This window comes from Shewanella sp. SW1 (genome assembly GCF_025653545.1).
Classification (GTDB): Bacteria; Pseudomonadota; Gammaproteobacteria; order Enterobacterales; family Shewanellaceae; genus Shewanella; species Shewanella oncorhynchi.
On record NZ_JAKKSG010000007.1, the window covers coordinates 143,974 to 163,052 of the forward strand.

The 19,079-nt window shown below is 45.3% G+C and carries 19 protein-coding genes and 1 pseudogene; 14 read left to right on the forward strand and 6 right to left on the reverse strand.

Annotated elements, in window-relative coordinates; genetic code table 11:
* Window positions 1–15 precede the first annotated feature (15 nt).
* From L5M71_RS08355 to L5M71_RS08365, 3 genes are read right to left on the reverse strand one after another with little or no spacing between them, the layout of a single operon-like run.
* Entirely contained in the window at window positions 16–1,008 is a 993-nt protein-coding gene (locus L5M71_RS08355; RefSeq protein WP_263206909.1) for a polysaccharide deacetylase family protein, read from the reverse strand.
* Complete coding sequence (locus tag L5M71_RS08360) at window positions 1,005–1,643, reverse strand: ester cyclase (RefSeq protein ID WP_198573044.1); 639 nt, start codon at window positions 1,641–1,643, stop codon at window positions 1,005–1,007. The genes L5M71_RS08355 and L5M71_RS08360 overlap by 4 nt, the downstream gene beginning before the upstream one ends.
* Window positions 1,643–2,779 carry an alkene reductase gene (locus L5M71_RS08365; protein ID WP_263172956.1) on the reverse strand — a complete coding sequence of 379 codons (1,137 nt, stop codon included), beginning with the start codon at window positions 2,777–2,779 and terminating at the stop codon, window positions 1,643–1,645. Before L5M71_RS08365 ends, L5M71_RS08360 begins: the two co-directional genes overlap by 1 nt.
* Before the next feature lie 111 nt (window positions 2,780–2,890).
* Between L5M71_RS08365 and L5M71_RS08370 the strand changes: the two genes are divergently transcribed.
* From L5M71_RS08370 to L5M71_RS08380, 3 genes are all read left to right on the forward strand, one after another.
* Window positions 2,891–3,802 carry a LysR family transcriptional regulator gene (locus tag L5M71_RS08370; protein ID WP_263192930.1) on the forward strand — a complete coding sequence of 304 codons (912 nt, stop codon included), beginning with the start codon at window positions 2,891–2,893 and terminating at the stop codon, window positions 3,800–3,802.
* A 408-nt stretch (window positions 3,803–4,210) separates the two neighbouring features.
* Window positions 4,211–5,038 carry a hypothetical protein gene (locus L5M71_RS08375; protein ID WP_131523469.1) on the forward strand — a complete coding sequence of 276 codons (828 nt, stop codon included), beginning with the start codon at window positions 4,211–4,213 and terminating at the stop codon, window positions 5,036–5,038.
* A 96-nt stretch (window positions 5,039–5,134) separates the two neighbouring features.
* Window positions 5,135–5,461, forward strand: coding sequence for a hypothetical protein (locus tag L5M71_RS08380; protein ID WP_173247240.1), 327 nt, complete (start codon window positions 5,135–5,137; stop codon window positions 5,459–5,461).
* Between the two features lie 64 nt (window positions 5,462–5,525).
* Here L5M71_RS08380 and L5M71_RS08385 read toward each other — a convergent pair whose 3' ends face one another.
* The gene (locus tag L5M71_RS08385; protein WP_263206911.1) at window positions 5,526–7,337 is read right to left on the reverse strand and encodes a PhnD/SsuA/transferrin family substrate-binding protein; all 1,812 of its coding nucleotides are present in this window, start codon (window positions 7,335–7,337) and stop codon (window positions 5,526–5,528) included.
* A gap of 215 nt (window positions 7,338–7,552) precedes the next feature.
* Between L5M71_RS08385 and L5M71_RS08390 the strand changes: the two genes are divergently transcribed.
* The 9 genes from L5M71_RS08390 (at window position 7,553) to L5M71_RS08430 (ending at window position 14,881) form a co-directional block, all read left to right on the forward strand.
* The gene (locus L5M71_RS08390; RefSeq protein ID WP_263193054.1) at window positions 7,553–8,155 is read left to right on the forward strand and encodes a response regulator transcription factor; all 603 of its coding nucleotides are present in this window, start codon (window positions 7,553–7,555) and stop codon (window positions 8,153–8,155) included.
* 210 nt (window positions 8,156–8,365) lie between these two features.
* Window positions 8,366–9,550, forward strand: a complete 1,185-nt coding sequence (fliB, locus tag L5M71_RS08395) for a flagellin lysine-N-methylase (RefSeq protein WP_263147984.1) — start codon at window positions 8,366–8,368, stop codon at window positions 9,548–9,550.
* Between the two features lie 430 nt (window positions 9,551–9,980).
* Entirely contained in the window at window positions 9,981–10,256 is a 276-nt protein-coding gene (locus L5M71_RS08400; protein ID WP_105251241.1) for a hypothetical protein, read from the forward strand.
* Between the two features lie 15 nt (window positions 10,257–10,271).
* A complete protein-coding gene (locus tag L5M71_RS08405; RefSeq protein WP_012088093.1) occupies window positions 10,272–10,823 on the forward strand; it encodes a dihydrofolate reductase family protein in 552 nt (183 codons plus the stop codon).
* Between the two features lie 180 nt (window positions 10,824–11,003).
* Window positions 11,004–11,579, forward strand: coding sequence for a type II secretion system protein (locus L5M71_RS08410; protein ID WP_012088092.1), 576 nt, complete (start codon window positions 11,004–11,006; stop codon window positions 11,577–11,579).
* Window positions 11,580–11,723: 144 nt separating this feature from the next.
* Window positions 11,724–12,248, forward strand: a complete 525-nt coding sequence (gene hslV, locus L5M71_RS08415; protein ID WP_006083300.1) for an ATP-dependent protease subunit HslV — start codon at window positions 11,724–11,726, stop codon at window positions 12,246–12,248.
* A 19-nt stretch (window positions 12,249–12,267) separates the two neighbouring features.
* On the forward strand, window positions 12,268–13,596 hold the full coding sequence (gene hslU / locus L5M71_RS08420; RefSeq protein ID WP_105251238.1) for an HslU--HslV peptidase ATPase subunit: 1,329 nt from the start codon (window positions 12,268–12,270) through the stop codon (window positions 13,594–13,596).
* A 194-nt stretch (window positions 13,597–13,790) separates the two neighbouring features.
* Window positions 13,791–14,177: a gamma-butyrobetaine hydroxylase-like domain-containing protein gene (locus L5M71_RS08425; RefSeq protein WP_063883307.1), complete on the forward strand. Its 387-nt coding sequence runs from the start codon at window positions 13,791–13,793 to the stop codon at window positions 14,175–14,177.
* A gap of 119 nt (window positions 14,178–14,296) precedes the next feature.
* Window positions 14,297–14,881 carry a DMP19 family protein gene (locus L5M71_RS08430; protein WP_263206913.1) on the forward strand — a complete coding sequence of 195 codons (585 nt, stop codon included), beginning with the start codon at window positions 14,297–14,299 and terminating at the stop codon, window positions 14,879–14,881.
* Between the two features lie 34 nt (window positions 14,882–14,915).
* On the opposite strand, the gene L5M71_RS08435 is transcribed toward L5M71_RS08430, so the two are convergent.
* On the reverse strand, window positions 14,916–15,392 hold the full coding sequence (locus L5M71_RS08435; RefSeq protein WP_263206915.1) for a hypothetical protein: 477 nt from the start codon (window positions 15,390–15,392) through the stop codon (window positions 14,916–14,918).
* A 291-nt stretch (window positions 15,393–15,683) separates the two neighbouring features.
* A pseudogene (locus L5M71_RS08440) lies at window positions 15,684–16,145 on the reverse strand (transposase); the annotation flags it as partial.
* Between the two features lie 218 nt (window positions 16,146–16,363).
* On the opposite strand from L5M71_RS08440, the gene L5M71_RS08445 reads away from it, so the two are divergent.
* A complete protein-coding gene (locus L5M71_RS08445; protein ID WP_113940113.1) occupies window positions 16,364–16,801 on the forward strand; it encodes a hypothetical protein in 438 nt (145 codons plus the stop codon).
* Window positions 16,802–17,509: 708 nt separating this feature from the next.
* Window positions 17,510–19,075, forward strand: a complete 1,566-nt coding sequence (locus L5M71_RS08450; protein WP_263206917.1) for a cryptochrome/photolyase family protein — start codon at window positions 17,510–17,512, stop codon at window positions 19,073–19,075.
* Window positions 19,076–19,079 lie beyond the last annotated feature (4 nt).

Here is a 19,079-nt window from a genome sequence, read left to right on the forward strand (position 1 = left end):
GAGAGTGATAGCAGGCTAAAAGGTTCTTGCAGGATTGGTCGGTGTGTCCTTTTGCGCCAGCGCCCATTTAGCAATGGCATCTTTACGCATAAAGCCTACGTTAGTGTGACCTTTAGCGTACTGAATAAACTTATCTAAAGCGGTCACAAGTCCAGGAGCGCCACCAATACGGTCGTGCACACTGATCGACATCATACGTCGCTGCGTCGAACCTTCTTGATAGAGCATATCGAACTCATCCTTTAGTTCCTGCAAAAAGGCCGCGGCCGTCATGGCAGTGTTGCCACCAAAACGTCCGATATCATTGTTACGTAAAGTGTAAGGCACAACCGCAAAAGACTTATTTCCTACTGGGATAATTGAAGGTTCGTCCCGCGATAGGTCATCGATGTGATAAATAAAACCTAAGTCCTGCAAAATATTGAGGGTTTGAGTACTATGGCGCATCCAAAAGGCATTAAAACCTAAGGGGCGCTGACCAGTGATCCTTTGCAGCGTCTCAATACTCGCCACATAGGAGGCGCGTTCCTCTGCTGGCGACATGCTGTACTGTGGCGTCCACGTTTGTCCGTGGCCCGAAATCTCATGCCCCTCATCTGCAACTTGTTTGGCAAGTTGAGGATGTAACTCAGCGGCGCGCCCAACCATGTGAGAAGTCACCTTGATATTGTGCTTACGCCACAAGCGCAGCAGCCTTGGAATACCTTCGTTCATACCGTAATCGTACCAAGTCGGGGTGATGGTATCTAGATAGCCCTTTTCCATCGGCGGAAACGGCCCTTCGGCATTTTTATCTTGAGCACCTGCTTCAAACTGCATTGAGATTGAAATCACTAACTGCTCACCACTTGGCCAAAATATTTTGTTCATACCATTGCCACCTGAACTTTTGGAGTTATTTTCTAAGGTATCTAATGATGGTAAACCAATAGCAAGCGCCGTTTGGCTTAGGCCGAACCCAGCAGCGATGGCGCCACCTGCCATTAAAAATCGTCGACGTTGATTCATGATTGAGTCCCTGCAGCTAATTGAGAAAATAGCGTTTGATAATCTTCGAGGTGCCAGTTATCTGTGATGAAACCATCCCGTACTCGATACATGTCAACAGCACGAAAATCGATTTTCTGCCCTTGGCCTTTTTGCTCACCAAAGACACCAGTAAAGCGGCCATTAAAACGCAGACGTACCACTGCACGATCGCCAACGACTAGCAAATGCTCAACTGAAACAGAGAGATCGGGGACCGCCGCCCTAAATGCCTTTGAGGCTTCGAGTGGACCCGTGATTCCCTGTGCGCGGCCAGCGGGCAGAGTACGGTCGATAAACCCAGTCGCCAATGCGCCGTGGGCAAAACTTGCATCGCCCGTGTGCCAAAAACTGGCATATAACAAAGCGGCGCGGGCGATAGCTTGTGCCTGCGGTGATTGATCAGAAATCGTTTCCATTGCCGCCACTTTTGGCACTAATGCCGCTCGCACTTTAGCACTATCCTGTGTTGTTGCCCCTTGAGCGGCTAACGCATCCATGCTCAGACTTGCTAAGCTAAAACCCACAATAGCGATACCTATAAAGCCTGAAAACCATAGACTTAAACTAAGCCAAGCGGGTAAGCGCTGAACATACAAAGTGTTAACCCGATCCATTATGCCACCTCATCGTCAGCGGATCGGATGACGGCTCTCAATGCTTCGTTGTGTGTAGGATAATCGGTATAACCCGCTGCACTACCGCCAAACAAGGGCCCTTTGTCGAATGCAGATAAAGGCAATTGATGCATTAAACGGTAAGGCAAATCAGGATTTGCAATAAAAGGTCGACCGAAGGCAACTAAGTCCGCATAACCGTTATCAATCACTTCATTGGCACGCGCCACATCATAGCGACCCGCAACAATAATGCTGCCCTTAAAGACTTTACGCAGCTCGACTCTAAAGGACTCTGGCACCTGCGGCGCATCATCCCAATCAGCCTCTGAAAGATGTAAATATGCCACGCCCAATGCCGATAAATGCTTAGCCGCTAACAGAATAGTGTCTACAATTTCAGGACACGCCATATCTTTAAACGTCACGTAAGGGGCGAGGCGAACCCCGACTTTATTGGCACCAATTTTCGCACTCACGGCTTGGACAATTTCGAGTAAAAAACGAATGCGATTTTCCTGAGAACCGCCGTAGGCATCAGTTCTGTGGTTTGAATTGGTGCGTAAAAACTGGTCAATCAGATAACCATTGCCGCCGTGAATTTCGATGCCATCAAAACCCGCCGCAACCGCATTCACACCCGCCTGTGCAAAATCGGCCACAACACGGTCGATATCCGCTTGCACCATAGCCCTAGGTTCTGGGCAATCCACCATTTGCCCTTCAGGATGCGCTTCATCCACAATCCATACTTTAGTGCCAACGGGCGCAATGGCCGATGGCGCAATCGGGGCATTACCCTGCTGAAAAATCGGGTGCGATACACGGCCAACATGCCAAATTTGATTGAAGATTTTACCACCAGCCTGATGCACTGCCGCTGTGACTTTTTTCCAGCCCTCAATTTGCTCAGCGGTATACACGCCCGGCGTAAATGAATAACCTTGGCTGTCATCGGAGATTTGTGTCGCTTCTGTGATGATTAACCCCGCCGAGGCGCGCTGGGCATAATATTGCGCCATCAGATCATTCGGAATATTGCCTGGCTGCGTAGTACGCGCCCGAGTCATAGGGGCCATCACAATGCGATTGTTTAATGCCAGTGACGCTAATTTGTAAGACATGAATAGACTCATACACACTCCGAACCAGAAATTAAGATGAAACATCAGTGGTGCAATTGTGCATTAGTTAATCTATATTGATAATCAGGCTATTATTAAAATCATTTTCAAAAATAATTTGATATGTATCATTTAAACGATCTGCAATTAGCGCTGCGTATCGCAGCCTTAGAGAGTCTCTCGGCAGCCAGTAAAGAAATAGGCATGACGCCGGCAGCGGCAAGTGCCGCGCTGCAAAGATTAGAGAAAAAGCTAGGATGTCAGCTATTTGCTCGCTCGACGCGGCGCTTACAGCTCACAGAAGAAGGGCGGATTTTTCTCGATTCTGCGAAACCCGCACTGGCGATTCTCGAAACCGCTAGCGCCAATTTAGCCGAACACAGGGGTGAGCTTAAGGGCGAAGTACGCCTCGCCTTACCTTCGGATATTGGTCGCAGCCAGATCCGTGCTTGGCTCGATGAATTGATGGACAGCGCCCCAGAACTGACAGTGCAGCTGTATTTTGGCGATCATATGACAGACTTAATCGACCAAAATATCCATTTGGCTTTGCGCTATGGCCAGCTTGACGACTCAAACCTTAAAAGGCGTCAGCTCGCCATGACCCCAAGGGTACTGGTCGCCTCACCCGCTTATCTGGCACAACACGGCACACCAAGCACGCTAAATGAACTTAGCCAACACGCAGTACTGATCTTAAATCGCGGCGGTGAGCCGTGGCAGAAATGGAAGTTAAGTCATAACGGCGCGCCCGTTGAAATCGAAGTCAGGGGCCAACGTTTTTGTAACGATGGCGCAGTGATCCGCGACTGGGCACTCTCAGGTCGTGGAATTGCCTATAAGAGTTGGCTCGATGTGGCGCAAGATGTGACCGAAGGCAGACTTCACTTAGTGCTAGCCGATAAAATAGCCCCACCGATCCCACTGCAATTGGTATACCTACAAACCGATTATCCCAGCCATAAGGTCCGTCGCACCATAGAGTTTTTAGTAGAAAAGCTTGGTCAGTTCGCCCAAAACTATCCACTGCCCTAAATTGCAAACGTCCAAAGTATCCTAATAGAAAACCACGATAAACAAGTGGTCATGTGAAGAAAATAACCACCATCAAGTCGTTGCTAGATGATAGAAAACTAAAAGTAAATATGCCTTATAGGTTTAATGTCGTTGAGATGATGTAGTACCTGTGTCAACCAAAATGTAAGGCCCGAATACTCGAAATCAACGTCACTAATAATGCAAACGTAATGATAAAGCTAAAACGATATCAAGCAATTACCACCAAAGTTGTATAAAAACCACTACCCTGTCAAAACAAATTCCTATAGCATCATTCACACCAATTAACATCGTCGTAGTAGCCAAGTCGAACAAGTGATTTATGTCTCGCAAACAACGCTACACATTAATACTCAGACGTTAAGTGAAAGCATTAATTCGAATATGGATAAGAAAGCGAAGAAAATATTATTCTCCACCTACTGGAAAAATGGATGGATAGACTCAAAAGATAGACTCTTATCTGATGGAGATTTTGAGTACGCAAAGTCACAAGGATTGATGTTTGATCCGATTTCGATTTCTCATGATGACTGCATAGATACCATTGCAAAAGTAGTAAAAACAATATCCGGAGCACAAATTGCTAAAGGTTTTTTAAGTAGCCTGACAACTCGCCGCTTAGACTTAAGATCTTCTTTATCATCCTATTCAATTGCCAAAAATATCCCGGAGCATAAATATACACCTGTTATATCCGGCACTTCATATTCCGACGGAAAACCAACTTCACACTCCTACACCTGCGGTGTATGCCGAGACAGCAAATACGGGATAAGGGGCAGTCACAACTATAACAACACAGATATAAACGTATTGAATTTCGAGCGTATCAAATGGGGTGGTGTCCGTCATGGCGATATTTTATATACATATTTTGACTTAAACCAATTTATAAATACGGATATCCCTGACCCAACTGATGAAGACTTAAATTGTTTCAAAGAAATATTAAGCACTATCGAAAGTTCGGAACCTACTGATTATCCAAGTGCCCTTGAAAAAAGATTGGCTAAGGTCGTAAAGTCCAGTAAAGCAGAAAGGCAGGTATTAATAGAGATTTTAGCCAGTATTGGAGTGTTACGACCAAGGAGCTACAATCGCCCTTCTAAAGGCAAAAATGACTGGGTGTTCGCTGAGTATTGGCGAGGTGAAGATAAATACTGCCATAAAACTGTCGATGAATATTTTGGTAAATATCTACAGTTATGAATGAAGTGGATCAGAGATCAAGCGAAGGCTTTTCCATCCCAAAACTAACCGCAAATAAGGCGCGGGAATGACTAGCTGTATCACAAAAGGTGCGTAATGCGTTTAGAATTAACTCTCAAGAACATGTTGGATAAAATTGAATCTTTAGATTGGAAGTGGGATGTATATATACCTTCTAATAAAGAAATTAATGACTCGATATTATGTCTTGTACTTGACGATGACACAGAAGAAGATCGTGGTAGTGATGATGAACCAATTTACCCAACATCTATTGGCTATAAAAGCTTCTTAAGTGTGTCAGATTTGCAAAGTATTAAGAGTAATTTGCTGCAACAAAATTCTGAAGCTGGGCTAAATGAATTAATTAGTGCAGCAAAATATTATTATGAAAATGATGCTTTTATTAATATTAACCGCTAACCAATAAAAGCTGTCGGATGCTCCGCTAATGCGCACATTAAGGGTTACTCATAAGTGTATAACCCTATCCCTTGGGAAGCACGACTGTCACCACACAGCCCTGTTGCCAAGGGAGTAACGCTTGCGTGGATTGCTGACAGTTTTCGATTTGAATGCTGCCGTGATGGCGGGTGACCACATCCTTACAGATGGCTAAGCCAAGCCCTAATCCCGCATCTTTGGTTGAGGCAAAAGATGCCATCAACTCACTCGCCTGCCCCTGTAGCCCTTCGCCATTATCAATAACTAACACTTTGATTTCATTTGGATGATAATAGATATCGATCCATAATTGACGCACACGATTATCGCCGCAGGTTTCTAGCGCATCTAAGCTATTTTTTACTAAATTGACCCACATTTGGCTTAAACCAACGCTATCGCCCATCAGTTCAAAGGGCTCACCCTGCACTCGCACATTCACTTGCACATTCGCTCGGTCTAGCTCGCGCCGCAACAGAGCTAAAGCTTCTTTCACCACTGGCACTATATCTAAAGGTTCGGTCTTGGCCTGACGCCGCTTGAGTAAACCGCGAATACGATGCACAACCGCTCCGGCGCGAATCGACTGCGCATTAATTTTACCGAGTACATCATAGAGTTCCGGATTATCTTGCCCAAGCCTTTCCAGTTGTAGCATGGCACCTTCGCTGTATTGGGTAATGGCGGCTATGGGTTGATTGAGTTCATGGGCAAGTCCTGCACCTATTTCCCCAAGAATCGCCGCACTTTGCAGTCGCTCAAGCTGCAGTGCCTTGTCCTTTAATTGACGCTCAGTGCTAACTAAAAACTCACTTTTCTGGCGAAACTTATATTCAAGCCACAGGTGATAAATGGTGGAAATAATGAAAATTAACAACAGTGCACCACCCCATTCTTTATTTTTTGCCATCCATTTGTATACGGTTTGATAAAGTGGTGGTGATGCTCCCTGTAGTTGTAATTCTTTAAATAACTCAATCACTTTTAACTGGCTTACGGGCGCAGTCCAGCCCAAAGTATCGGCGGTAATTGCTGCAATATGATCGGCGGGTAAATCGAATAAGGCACGGGTAATCGCCATCGTCAACTTAGGAGAAACCGTATCCGCCGCAGCGAATGACCAGTTTGGGTATAACTGAGTGCTCACCTCGCAATCATATCCTGCAGGCGTGGCAGGATGGATAACACGATAATCACCCTGATTAACAAGACCCGTTGCGATCATTTCCTCTAAGGTACAAAAAGGCGCTATTGCGGCGTCGGCACTGCCATCTCTGACTTGATAGATAAGCGGTTCTAACGGGAACCCGAGGAAGCGCACTTGCCCAAAAAACTGTTCGGGTAAAAAACCCATTTTATGCAGTAACCCCATTGCCGCTTGATACCCCCCCAAGGCCTGCGGATCACTGGCGACCACATTGCGCCCGCGCAAATCCTGCAAGGTGCGGATAGGGCTGTCGGCGCGGACAATAATGGTCGCACCTATGGTAAAAGTACTGCCTTGATGCTTACGGCTCTTCATTGTCGCAAGCCAAGACAACGGGAAATTGTTACTTAGATGCAGATATTGCCCAGGGTTAGTGACGATAAACTGCAAATCATGCTCAAGTAACTGACTACGCATGCCATTAAAATCCACAGGCACGACTTCAAAATGACTATTAGGCACTTGCTCACTGAGGTAATCCATCATAGGTTGCCAACGCTGCTTGGCCTGTAACACGCCATGATTTGCCAGCACTCCGACTCTAAAATGGTTCACTTCTGTCACTTCGCTGGCATTGGACGGATTAAGCCCAATGACACTCAGCAAGAATCCCATCAATATCGCTTTACACCAAGAGTCAATCGTCATCGCCTCTATTACCCACTCTTATATGCCATTGTCATAGAACGACTTTAGCTCGCAGATAAAAATCAAGCTGTGAAATGCCGCCAAACTCTGGTTTATGCCCAGAGGGGATTGGCTAATTTAGTGATGCACCTCCCAAGACCTAGGCTTAAAATTGAGCTAGACACAGACGCGGCTTAAGCTGATATCGCGATCCACACATGCCCACAAGGAAATCCATGTCTACAAAACTGCCGCTGTATTTAGTCGATGACGATGAAGCGATTCTGGATTCGCTGGGTTTTATGCTCGGACAATTTGGCTACCAAATACAAACCTTCAACAGCGGCCGCGACTTCCTTGAGCACTGTGCATTATTACAGGCGGGCTGCGTGATTTTAGATAGCCGAATGCCGGAAATCACCGGCCAAGAAGTGCAGCAAAAACTGCTCGAAACCCACAGTCCGCTTGGCGTCATCTTTCTCACTGGCCACGGCGATTTACCTATGGCGTTAAGCGCCTTTCGTAAGGGGGCCTGCGATTTTTTTCAAAAACCAGTGTCCGGCAAGGCATTAGTACAAGCGATTGAAAAGGCGCAGCGTGAAAGCCAAGCGGCCTTCGAACAGCAAAGTCTGCAGCATAAGTTTGACCAACTGACTGAGCGCGAACAGCAAGTGTTAGCCCATGTGATCCAAGGCATGACTAACAAGCAAATATCGGAGGCGATGTTTTTATCCCTGCGCACGATTGAAGTACACCGCGCAAAAATCATGAAAAAGCTCGAAGTGAACAATATGGCAGAGCTAGTGCAGCACTTAGGCAATCTGAATTCTGTTTTATAAATAATGAACCAATATGCAGTGCGAAATAAATGGCATTCCAATGAGCGTATAAGTTTTAATCAAAGAACTTCTATCGCACTAGTTGATGAGAGTAAAATATTAATTGTACCTAAATTGGCTTAGATCTAATCGGCATTTAACAAAACTGGAATAAGGGAGTTTGATTTGTTACCTTTGTCCTAAATTACTGTAAATTTAACGAAATTACCGATGGACAACCTCATAATAAAACCAGGTTATGTCACTCAATTCCAATGTGTTGGACCAGAATGTGAAGACAGTTGCTGTTACGATTGGCGAATATCATTTGATAAAAAGAGCTATAAAAACACGATTAAACACCCACTGCTCGCTACAACGGCAAAGACTGCATTTATTGAAACAAAGAAAAGTACAAGCGATTGGGCCGACATTAGACTTGATGCGCAAGGTTCATGCCCATTTGTTAACGAACATAAGCTTTGTGACATCCATGCAAAAGCGGGTGAACAGGCCTTAAGTCATACATGTAAAACTTATCCAAGGATCCACAAGGTCATTGGCGGTAATAAATACGAAAGCCTCTATCTATCTTGCCCAGAAGTCGCTCGCTCAGTGTTATTTAATCCTAATGCTTTCCAATTTGATTCCAATATAAGTGGCATAAAACAGCCTTCAACGCCAAGTCCTACGTGGCTAGAAAAAACCCATGAATACAGTCTCGACCTATTATTGAATTTGGGAGGTGGTTGGCAACAAGCACTGCTGGCCATAGGGCTATTAATCAAGGTTAGTGACCAAGTCCGTCAAAATACCTTACCAATAGAAGAACTAGATAAGCGCTTACAACAACTAAAATTGTATGCACAGTCAGGCGCATTGGCAGAGCAATATAAGAACTTACCTTATTCCCCACTGCCGCAGACGCATGCCTTTATTACTGTTCATAATGAGTTGTGTAAAACTCATTCTAGAGGTGTACGCGCAAGATTTACGTCGTTAAATCAGGCTGTTGCTGCACTGTGTAATGAAGAAAATAGTTATCAAATTGATGCGTTGAATCAAGCATGGACTGAGCATGCAGTACCCGCATTGGTTAACTATACGGAACTTTTTGAACGATACATTTTATATTCAATTTACCACTACCATTTCCCCTTACTAGACTCACAGCAATTATCTTGGGAAGCATTCCGTTTACTCGTACTCGATTGTTTTATGATCCGCAGCTATTTATCTGCAATAGCCTTTAAAAATAAAGGACTATCTGAAAGTGATATTGTGATGTGCTTTCAGCTTTATCAAGTCGTTAGGCAGCATAAAATTGAATTTGTACAAAGCATGAGCAAAACATTAGAGGAATGCGGAATAGACAGTGTGCCAGCCGCAATTTGCCTTTTAAAAACAAATATCTAAACGTATAAACAGCATCGCGCTGTAGCAAGAAGAGAACATATAGCGAAGTGAAGCAATATCACAGGTGTGAAGCTTCACTTTGCAATATAGATTTACCCTGTAAGGTGGGCTTGCTGCATAAAAAATTAATCCTACCTGCGACAAGCTGTCGCAGTTTGTGCATTTGGCTTTGTTAAATATTGTATCAGCCCGCACAATCACACCATAGGTTCCTTCCTTTGTGCCCCGCGGGCGCTCAAGAAATCCACTGCTTTTTGAACCTCCACCCGAGGGTAACTATACCCTCGGGGATTTTTTTGCTTCCATCTGCGAATGCCTTCCTCCAAGATAACAACTAAAGTGGAAATGGAACGATCCAATTCTAGTTCCGTCTGCAAAGCAGTTATATACTTTCCAACCGTCTCAAATAATAAGAATCATGGAAGAGCGAATGTTCAAACCTTTAATATTACTCAGCTTTAGCACCTTAGTCTTGGCCAGTATGAGTGGCTGCGTTGGGCCACTTAATTCAAAATGTGATACAAATTCCCCCTACAGCAAACAAGAATGCAATGCAGCCGACGCCGCAGTTTATGTTGCGGCGGCTATATTGGAAGGCCCAGATAAAGGTCAAACGTGTAACGATATGTCGGGCAAAGCAAAACAAGACTGCCTCGCTCAACAACAAGCACTGAAAGAATCATTAGAGAAACACGCTCGAAAATAGCATTAAGGAAGATGAATGAAAGCCTCCGTTTTTATTGCCGCGACCCTCGACGGTTATATCGCAACGCCCGATGGGGATATCGACTTTTTAAATCAGCACCCCGGTACTAATCCCGATGAAGACTTTGGTTATCATGCCTTTATCGACACTATCGATGCGATTGTAATGGGACGAAAAAGCTTTGAAAAAGTCCTCTCCTTCGATTGTGATTGGCCCTATGTAAATATCCCAGTGTTTGTATTAAGTCGCAGCGGTGTAACAGTACCGTCGGCGTTAAGTGAGCACGTGCAAGTGCTAAATGGCGATGCAGCAAGCATTAGCGAGCAACTCAAAACCCGTGGCTTTAAGCATCTCTATATCGATGGCGGCCAAACAATCCAAGGCTTTTTAGCGGCAGGGCTAATTCAGGAACTCACGCTCACTCGCATCCCCACTTTACTGGGTAAAGGTATTCCACTCTTTGGCGACTTAGCTCAAGCGATTCAATTAATGCCAATTCACACGCAGCAGTACGACAATGGCTACGTACAAACCCGCTATCGTGTTATAGACAAAACGGCTTTATAAGCCGTTTACATTCGGCAGATGGCATTGAAAGATGAAGTGATGGCTTGCCATTTTGCGGCTTACCATCTTACTGTAGAGCCATGTAACAACAATGTTAAACAACTAGATATTATCAATGACTTACTGATTGCAAATCAAAGTTCCGTTAGAATATTGTCCTCTAACAGATAGGTGAGCAATATGAGTCGTTTGCAGTCATCGAAGGGCTTTACATTAATTGAGCTGGTTGTGGTCATTATCATCCTTGGGATCTTGGCCGTCGTCGCAGCACCACGGTTTTTAAACCTAGGCCAAGATGCCCACGATGCCAGAGCCAAAACCGCATTTGCGGCCTTTGCCTCTGGTGTTAAGCTTTATCACAGTTGCTGGCTTGCGGGCGGTCACTCTGGTTATACCCAAGATCTCGCCTGTTATGGTGACGGAAAACTCGACTCGACCACCACAGGATTTCCACTGGGAATAGAGACTGCAACCGCTGATGCCGGTGCTAAATTGCAGGGCGATTATTGTGGTCAGTTATGGCAAGGTCTTTTGGCTAATAATGAATTTGTCATTGCCGATCAATACTCTTGGCGCACAGTTCCCAATGTCGACATTGTTTACTGGTATGGTGCCGTCGACATAAAAGATCCCAATGCTTACTGCATTTTCAACTATGTCTCGGACGATCGCAGCTTCGGCAGTGAAAACTGGGATCTTAAATACTATCCCTTCGATGGCCGCACTATTGTAGGTCGATCCACCCTTTCCCAGTAAGCGCTTATTTTTATTGCTAAAGGAGCGCGAAAGATCGCAAACTCCTTTGGCATTTGCCGCGATTACTTGAATTATTGTCATCCATCCCCATATATATCCCATCATCCACCGCAACTTTTGCTGCGGGCCAGAAGAGGATTCATTGTGACCACTATCGTATCAGTACGCCGTAATAATCAAGTTGTCATCGCCGGCGATGGCCAAGTCTCCCTAGGCAATACCGTTATGAAAGGTAACGCCAAAAAAGTGCGTCGCTTATATCACAACAAGGTACTGGCAGGTTTTGCAGGCGGCACCGCCGATGCTTTCACCCTATTCGAGCGTTTTGAGGCCAAACTTGAAATGCACCAAGGCCATTTATTGCGCTCGGCCGTTGAGCTCGCCAAAGATTGGCGTACCGACCGTATGCTGCGTAAACTCGAAGCCCTATTAGTCGTGGCCGATGCGGAAACCTCGCTTATCATCACAGGTAATGGTGATGTCGTTCAGCCAGAACACGACTTAGTCGCCATTGGTTCAGGCGGCAACTATGCCCAAGCGGCGGCCCTTGCACTATTGCAAAATACTGAGCTGTCAGCCCTAGAAATCGCCGAAAAATCCCTGACTATTGCTGCGGATATCTGCGTATTCACCAATCAATTCAAAACGATTGAAGAACTCAATTACTAAACAGCCCGTGAGGAATATTATGTCTGAAATGACCCCCCGTGAGATTGTCCACGAGCTGGATGCACACATTATTGGCCAACAAAAGGCCAAACGTTCTGTTGCTGTCGCCCTGCGCAACCGCTGGCGCCGGATGCAACTTGACGCGGATTTCCGTCAAGAAGTCACCCCAAAAAATATTCTGATGATTGGCCCAACGGGCGTTGGTAAAACTGAAATTGCCCGCCGTTTAGCCAAACTGGCGAACGCGCCTTTTATCAAGGTCGAAGCCACTAAATACACTGAAGTGGGTTATGTCGGTAAGGAAGTCGAGCAAATCATCCGCGACTTGACCGATATCGCCATCAAGCTGACCCGCGAGCAGCAAATGGGCAAATGTCGCCAACGCGCCGAAGAAAATGCCGAAGAGCGCATTCTGGATGCCCTGTTGCCTAAGCCAAAAAACGACTGGGAAAGCACTGAAACCGATTCCAACTCAAATACCCGTCAAGTCTTCCGCAAAAAACTACGCGAAGGCCAATTAGACGATAAAGAAATCGATATCGATGTGGCCCAACCGCAAATTGGTGTTGAAATCATGTCGCCTCCAGGCATGGAAGAAATGACCAACCAGCTGCAAAGTCTGTTTAAAAACATGGGCCAAGCACCAGCAAAACGTCGCAAGATGAAGATCAAAGAAGCCTTTAAGCTATTGATCGAAGAAGAAGCCGCCAAACTGGTCAATCAAGAAGATTTAAAAGAACAAGCCATTGAAATGGTTGAGCAACACGGCATAGTGTTCCTCGACGAAATCGACAAAATCTGTAAGCGCGGCGAAACCTCAGGCCCCGACGTTTCCCGTGAAGGCGTGCAACGTGACTTACTGCCGCTCATCGAAGGCTGCACTGTTACCACAAAACACGGCATGGTAAAAACCGACCACATACTGTTTATCGCCTCTGGCGCATTCCAGATGTCTAAACCGTCTGATTTAATTCCTGAATTACAGGGTCGTTTACCGATCCGTGTCGAGTTAGATGCATTATCAGCCAATGATTTTAAACGCATTCTAACCGAGCCACACGCCTCGCTCACCGAGCAATATATCGCGCTGATGGGCACAGAAGGCGTGAAAGTTGAATTCAGCGAATCGGGTATCGACAGCATTGCGAAAGCCGCATGGCAAGTGAACGAGCGCACCGAAAACATCGGCGCCCGTCGTTTACACACTGTGATGGAAAGGCTGATGGAAGATATCTCCTACGAGGCATCGGAAAAATCGGGCTCCGCCTTTGTTATCGACGCCGACTATGTCAGCGCCCACTTAGACAACTTAGTCCAAGACGAAGATCTCAGCCGCTTTATCCTCTAGTACTAAACCGTTCACCGCCAAGCTCAAACGACTTGGCGGTGAACGACTCAACTGCAAAAGTGTGACTTAAACGAAAAAGCCTGACCAAGGCTCTCGCTTACCCTTTGTATCCTTGGCCGCGAGTGGTTACATTAGTCAGGTGTTATTTTAATGAGTCGTTATCCTATCCTTAGCATTTTCTTGGTAGCCAACCTATGACCACAGCAACGCCCAATGTCACCGATCTTAAACTGAAACGTAAATCGCGCATTCTAGAAATCAGTTTCGATAATGGTGAGCAATATCAGCTCAGCTGCGAGATGCTCAGAGTCTACTCGCCCTCGGCCGAAGTGCATGGTCACGGTAATCCAAAGCTGGTCACCCACAAGAAAAACGTCAACATCAGTGCCATAGAACCCGTCGGTAACTACGCAGTGAAAATCGTCTTCGATGACGGCCACGACACAGGCCTATTCTCGTGGAAAGTGCTCTACGATCTCGCCACCCACCAGGTGGACCTATGGGAAAAATACCTCGCCCGCCTACGCGCAGAAAAAGCCTCACGCGAACCGCTGATTGCGATGAATATAAAGTACAACTAGTACGTTAGGTAAATAGACGCTTAATTGTGCGATGTAAACTCTAGAAACAGAGAATTTAACAATGGGTAGCTTGTGAAGCTGTGACTTCTCTTACTGACTTGAGTATCAAAGGAAAGACCATGTCGGAAAAAATCCCCTGCCAAGAATGTAACACCTTAATCCTTCCGAGTACCGCCGAGAAAAATGAGGGTTTATGCATGCCCTGCAAAAATGGCATACGTGCAAATCTCGAGCGTGCGAAGGAATACTACCAACAAGAGCGTGAACTCGATAAAACCTGTCCCTTTCGAGCCTTTTGGCGAGATCTTGTTGTAAGGGTACATAACAAAGAACAAGGTTTTTATACGCTTAGACCAGAGGAACAAAACTACTATGCGGTGAACTGCTTATCTGGCGAAGTCTATAATGGTGGATTTATTCAGTATTTCGACAACTCTTCAGGTGAGCATTACGCCTTCGCTGAACGTGGACTTATCCAAATGGGAGCAAGCCACTCGTTAAACTTATTGCACCAAGCAAAACAGGCCGTGTTTGGCGAAAAGCCAGTACCAATAGACAGAGATCGTCGTTTAGCCGCAACCGATAACCAAGACCTGTACAGCGTACTCGATAAGCTCGATGACGAGTTTTATAAAGATCTAGATGATCTCGATGCCAAGCTTGAAAGCTACGCCCTTGATTACGGACTGGTAAATAACACTTAACTGGCGATTGTCGGTAATCACTTAAAGATAAAGGCTATCCTTGGCAGAAATAAGCATAATTGAGCCTATCTTGCTGACCCCATACCGCAGTCCAGCCATTCACATCACTCATGTAAGCGAAATAAATGGATTGCGTTTTAAGACAAACATCTTGAAATGGCGCTTTATTCTGATTAATAAAATGCGCCGACCTAACCAGCACATCGGTACAAACGTCTTCATCCTCCACTAGCCAAATAAAATCATCACGCCATTCATCCAATGCTATCGCCGCCTCTGGGGAATAGAGTCTCAACTTATCTTGCGCGAGTACCATTTGCTCGGGAGTCACAGAACATGAAACCGCCAACTTATCGAATACACCTGAGCCGCCAGCCCAAAAAGACAAATCAAATTCCAACCTATCCTCTAGCGGCGTAAAACCCAATAAATTTTCGATAATCATCAAACTTTTAGCTAAATCGGCATCAGGTCTTTGATAACGCTTTTCAATCCCATCATATTCCCGCATACGAACTAAGCTCCTGCTGCGTTAAGTGACGCATTAAAATTGAGTAACATACTATAAAATAATAACTTTTTGATCAATGCACCCAACGATTAAGACTATTACGCCAGTGACTCGCCAACTTTGATTTAAAAATGAGTTATCCCTAAGCGCTTGATGGCGCCATTTGCAGCATAAGTAAGCGCGAACACTGCGATCACATGGTCAAGGATAATGGAATGAAAATTATCAGGCCTACCATTTTAAATCAGCAACTTCATCAAGTAAGGCCTGTGATTTAAACCGTCCCTGCTAAAAGTGGCCTGTACAGTTATCTTCTTGATTTGCTTGTCTTGCTATTAGCTCATTCAAACATCGCGCTCTTTTGAAAACTTAGGCATGAAATAACGCATAATCGGTTGACCTCATGCGCCTCAACTAGCTCTCCTTAAACGGATTTTTGCGTTAACTCATCGCCTTTAAACAACTTATGCCACTGCTCAAGTACTTCGCGGTCAGTCCAACGATTGGCACTGTCGATATCGGCTGGCAACACCACATGCAGATAATTCGACATCACCGCAAAGGCTGCAACATCGATAGCAAAAACGGCTTCAAGTTCAAACAGTAGTGACTCAACCCAACTACAGCGATGGCCATAATTTTTCCCAGAATAGGCATCATCGCCACATAAAAAAGCACGCCGCACAACGCGGCTATAGCAATGGTAATAGGGAATGTCTTCAAGGCTTATTAAGTTCTGAGAGGACGCGGCATATAAACCTCCTTGTTTAATGCTTAATCAAAACATAGTCGGAGGTTAACTACCACACCATTTAAGCTGGGTGCCTTGAAAACAGCTTCTTTGTAGGCAACCTGAAAGTGCATTATATTGTTGCTCTAAAATGGATGGCCAGATTTATTATTAGCCCTGCATATGTGATAAAACAGTTAAACCTTCGCTGGAAACAAATCTTAGAAATGGAGTATTGTCAGTGACAACGAGAACGGAATTACTCAATAAATTAAGCGCCTTATCGACCGCCGATCCAGAGCACTGTCCGGTAGTGACATTAAATGAGTACTTTTTAGAAAACGAAGATGAAGAGTCTATCGCACCCAATAATTGGGGTTATGGTCGACCATCCATCAAAGAAATCTATCGTTGCTTGAAAGAAATCGAACATAGGTCAGATGTGCAAGGTGTTTATGTTGGGATGCACGATGAATGGTCCGAAGCACTTGAGGATGATGAGCTATGGCCTGCAGCTGAGAACATTCATATTCTTACCTGTGCGCCTCTGGCGGAAGTGGAAGAATGGATTGAAGGAATCGCAGCAGATGGAATGGGGACAGGCTGGCCCTATGGCGAACATCAACTATCCCCTAAGCCGTATGCTGGCTATCATGTCTATACAGTATATTGGGATTAGTGGTTAGCTATCTCACTGTTTATGTGAATTTTATTGCATCAGACAACCCCAAAACATCGGTCTAGGCCGATGTTTTTATATCTAAGGATACCCAATCTCATTTTTGTAATATAAAACGTGCTCCACCAGCCTTATTATATGAATTAGCTCTTGTTATTTAGACTCCCATTGTTAAATTTTAAAAATGGAGTGTTAGTACTCTTTTTAAATACTAACAAACAACACTAAAACTTCAGAAGTTCACCTTCACCTGCGAAGTTGCTGAAGGGCGTTGAAGAAAATCGCATGAGCGAGGCATGGATGCCGAGTTAGCTTTCGGATTCTTTATTTAATTAATAGGGATGTACCACCGTAAGCGTTAGCGATTTTGAATAAGCACGAAGCCCTGCTTATAAATAAAGAGTTAATGCATGTAACTTCGCTAGGGTGAGTGCAGCGAAACAGCGGTACAAACGAGAGCCAAGGATGACGAACTGGCAGTTAGACATGGACGTTGTTCGGCAAGGGCTCTTGATTGAAAATCAATGGGGAAGCCCCACGACTTTGACTTTGCTTTAAAAGCTATCAAACCAAGCTTAGATAAACCTCCTTGTCGAAATCACGACAAATACCCTGCTTTGTGATCCTCACTGCAACCCAATTCGTAATTTCAGGCAATATCCCATCGCGAAATGCTTAACCGCGAAAGTCATTCAACGAGTCCACTTAATGCAATTACAGCAATTCCATACAGTTAGACTAATTTTAGGCGATCAACTCAATGCCCAGCATTCTTGGTTTAACCATGTTGATGATCAAGTGCTGTATGTGATTGCAGAACTGCACCAAGAAAACACTTATGTGACCCATCATGTGCAAAAAATATGTGCCTTCTTTGCAGCAATGGCGCAATTTGCCCAAGAGCTGCGGGCGCAAGGGCATCAAGTGATCCATCTCACCCTTGATGACACCTTCAATAACACTCAGGGCTATAGCGAACTACTGGGGCTCATTCAACATCAGGTAACACAGGTTGGCGCGATTAAGTTTGAATACCAAAGGCCAGATGAATACCGCCTACTTGAGCAATTGAGCCAGCTTAAGCTCAAGGCCGCCGTGGTGAACTGTGTCGATACAGAGCACTTTATCTTGCCCTTTGACGAAATCGATGCGCAGTTCCCCGTCGGCAAACACATTATGATGGAGCACTTTTATCGCCGCATGCGTAAGCGTTACAACATCTTGATGCATGACGGGAAACCACTCGGCGGGCAGTGGAACTTTGATGCCAGCAACCGTCAAAAACTTAAAACTCAGGATATAAAAGTCTTGCCAGCGCCATTGATGTTTAGCCTCGATGTGACGGAAATTCTCGCACGTCTTGAACGTCATCAAATTCCGACCATGGGTCGCATTGATGCGCCATTGCTGTGGCCGATAAACCGTGCGCAAAGCCTCGAATTATTAACGTATTTTTGTCAGGTTTGCTTGCCTTCCTTTGGCCGTTTTCAAGATGCCATGACAGCGCAACATCCCGCCAAGTGGAGCTTGTACCATAGTCGACTATCATTCAGCCTTAACAGTAAATTAATCAGCCCGTTAGAAGTCATCAATGCGGCCATCGACAGTTATCAAACGAATGCTGAGATTGATATCGCCCAAGTTGAAGGATTTGTGCGGCAGATATTAGGTTGGCGAGAATACGTTCGCGGCATTTACTGGGCCAATATGCCGCAGTACGCCAGCACTAATGCGCTCGATGCCCATGGGACGCTGCCCGATTATTTTTGGCATGGCGACACTAAGATGAGCTGCATGCGACAAGCCTTATCCCAATCATTAGATTTTGCCTACGCCCATCATATTCAGCGCTTAATGGTGATCGGCAATTTCTGCTTATTAACCGAAATCGAGCTAAATCAAGTCGATGAGTGGTATTTAGGCGTGTATGTTGACGCCATCGAATGGGTTGAAATGCCTAATACCCGCGGCATGGCATTGTTTGCCGACGGCGGCATTGTCGGTACTAAACCCTACGCCGCCAGCGGCTCTTACATTAATAAAATGAGTGACTACTGCAGCGGGTGTCATTACAAGATAAAAGAGCGCAGCGGCGCACTTGCCTGCCCGTTCAATAGCTTTTATTGGCGCTTTATGGACAAACACCGCGCGCGATTATCGCAGAACCCAAGGATCGGCATGCTGTACCAGACTTGGGACAAGATGGACGAGTCCGTAAGGCATGCCATATTAGCCACAGCCGAGCACAATCTCGTTCATCTAAACCGTTTGTAACTGA

Coding starts and splice junctions, on each gene's coding strand:
- L5M71_RS08385 (WP_263206911.1), bottom strand. CDS start 7,337: ATGACGATTGACTCTTGGTGTAAAGCGATATTGATGGGATTCTTGCTG.
- L5M71_RS08430 (WP_263206913.1), top strand. CDS start 14,297: ATGTCGGAAAAAATCCCCTGCCAAGAATGTAACACCTTAATCCTTCCG.
- L5M71_RS08355 (WP_263206909.1), bottom strand. CDS start 1,008: ATGAATCAACGTCGACGATTTTTAATGGCAGGTGGCGCCATCGCTGCT.
- L5M71_RS08450 (WP_263206917.1), top strand. CDS start 17,510: ATGCAATTACAGCAATTCCATACAGTTAGACTAATTTTAGGCGATCAA.
- L5M71_RS08365 (WP_263172956.1), bottom strand. CDS start 2,779: ATGAGTCTATTCATGTCTTACAAATTAGCGTCACTGGCATTAAACAAT.
- L5M71_RS08360 (WP_198573044.1), bottom strand. CDS start 1,643: ATGGATCGGGTTAACACTTTGTATGTTCAGCGCTTACCCGCTTGGCTT.
- L5M71_RS08410 (WP_012088092.1), top strand. CDS start 11,004: ATGAGTCGTTTGCAGTCATCGAAGGGCTTTACATTAATTGAGCTGGTT.
- L5M71_RS08375 (WP_131523469.1), top strand. CDS start 4,211: ATGGATAAGAAAGCGAAGAAAATATTATTCTCCACCTACTGGAAAAAT.
- L5M71_RS08405 (WP_012088093.1), top strand. CDS start 10,272: ATGAAAGCCTCCGTTTTTATTGCCGCGACCCTCGACGGTTATATCGCA.
- L5M71_RS08425 (WP_063883307.1), top strand. CDS start 13,791: ATGACCACAGCAACGCCCAATGTCACCGATCTTAAACTGAAACGTAAA.
- fliB (WP_263147984.1), top strand. CDS start 8,366: ATGGACAACCTCATAATAAAACCAGGTTATGTCACTCAATTCCAATGT.
- hslU (WP_105251238.1), top strand. CDS start 12,268: ATGTCTGAAATGACCCCCCGTGAGATTGTCCACGAGCTGGATGCACAC.
- L5M71_RS08390 (WP_263193054.1), top strand. CDS start 7,553: ATGTCTACAAAACTGCCGCTGTATTTAGTCGATGACGATGAAGCGATT.
- L5M71_RS08435 (WP_263206915.1), bottom strand. CDS start 15,392: ATGCGGGAATATGATGGGATTGAAAAGCGTTATCAAAGACCTGATGCC.
- L5M71_RS08400 (WP_105251241.1), top strand. CDS start 9,981: ATGTTCAAACCTTTAATATTACTCAGCTTTAGCACCTTAGTCTTGGCC.
- L5M71_RS08370 (WP_263192930.1), top strand. CDS start 2,891: ATGTATCATTTAAACGATCTGCAATTAGCGCTGCGTATCGCAGCCTTA.
- L5M71_RS08380 (WP_173247240.1), top strand. CDS start 5,135: ATGCGTTTAGAATTAACTCTCAAGAACATGTTGGATAAAATTGAATCT.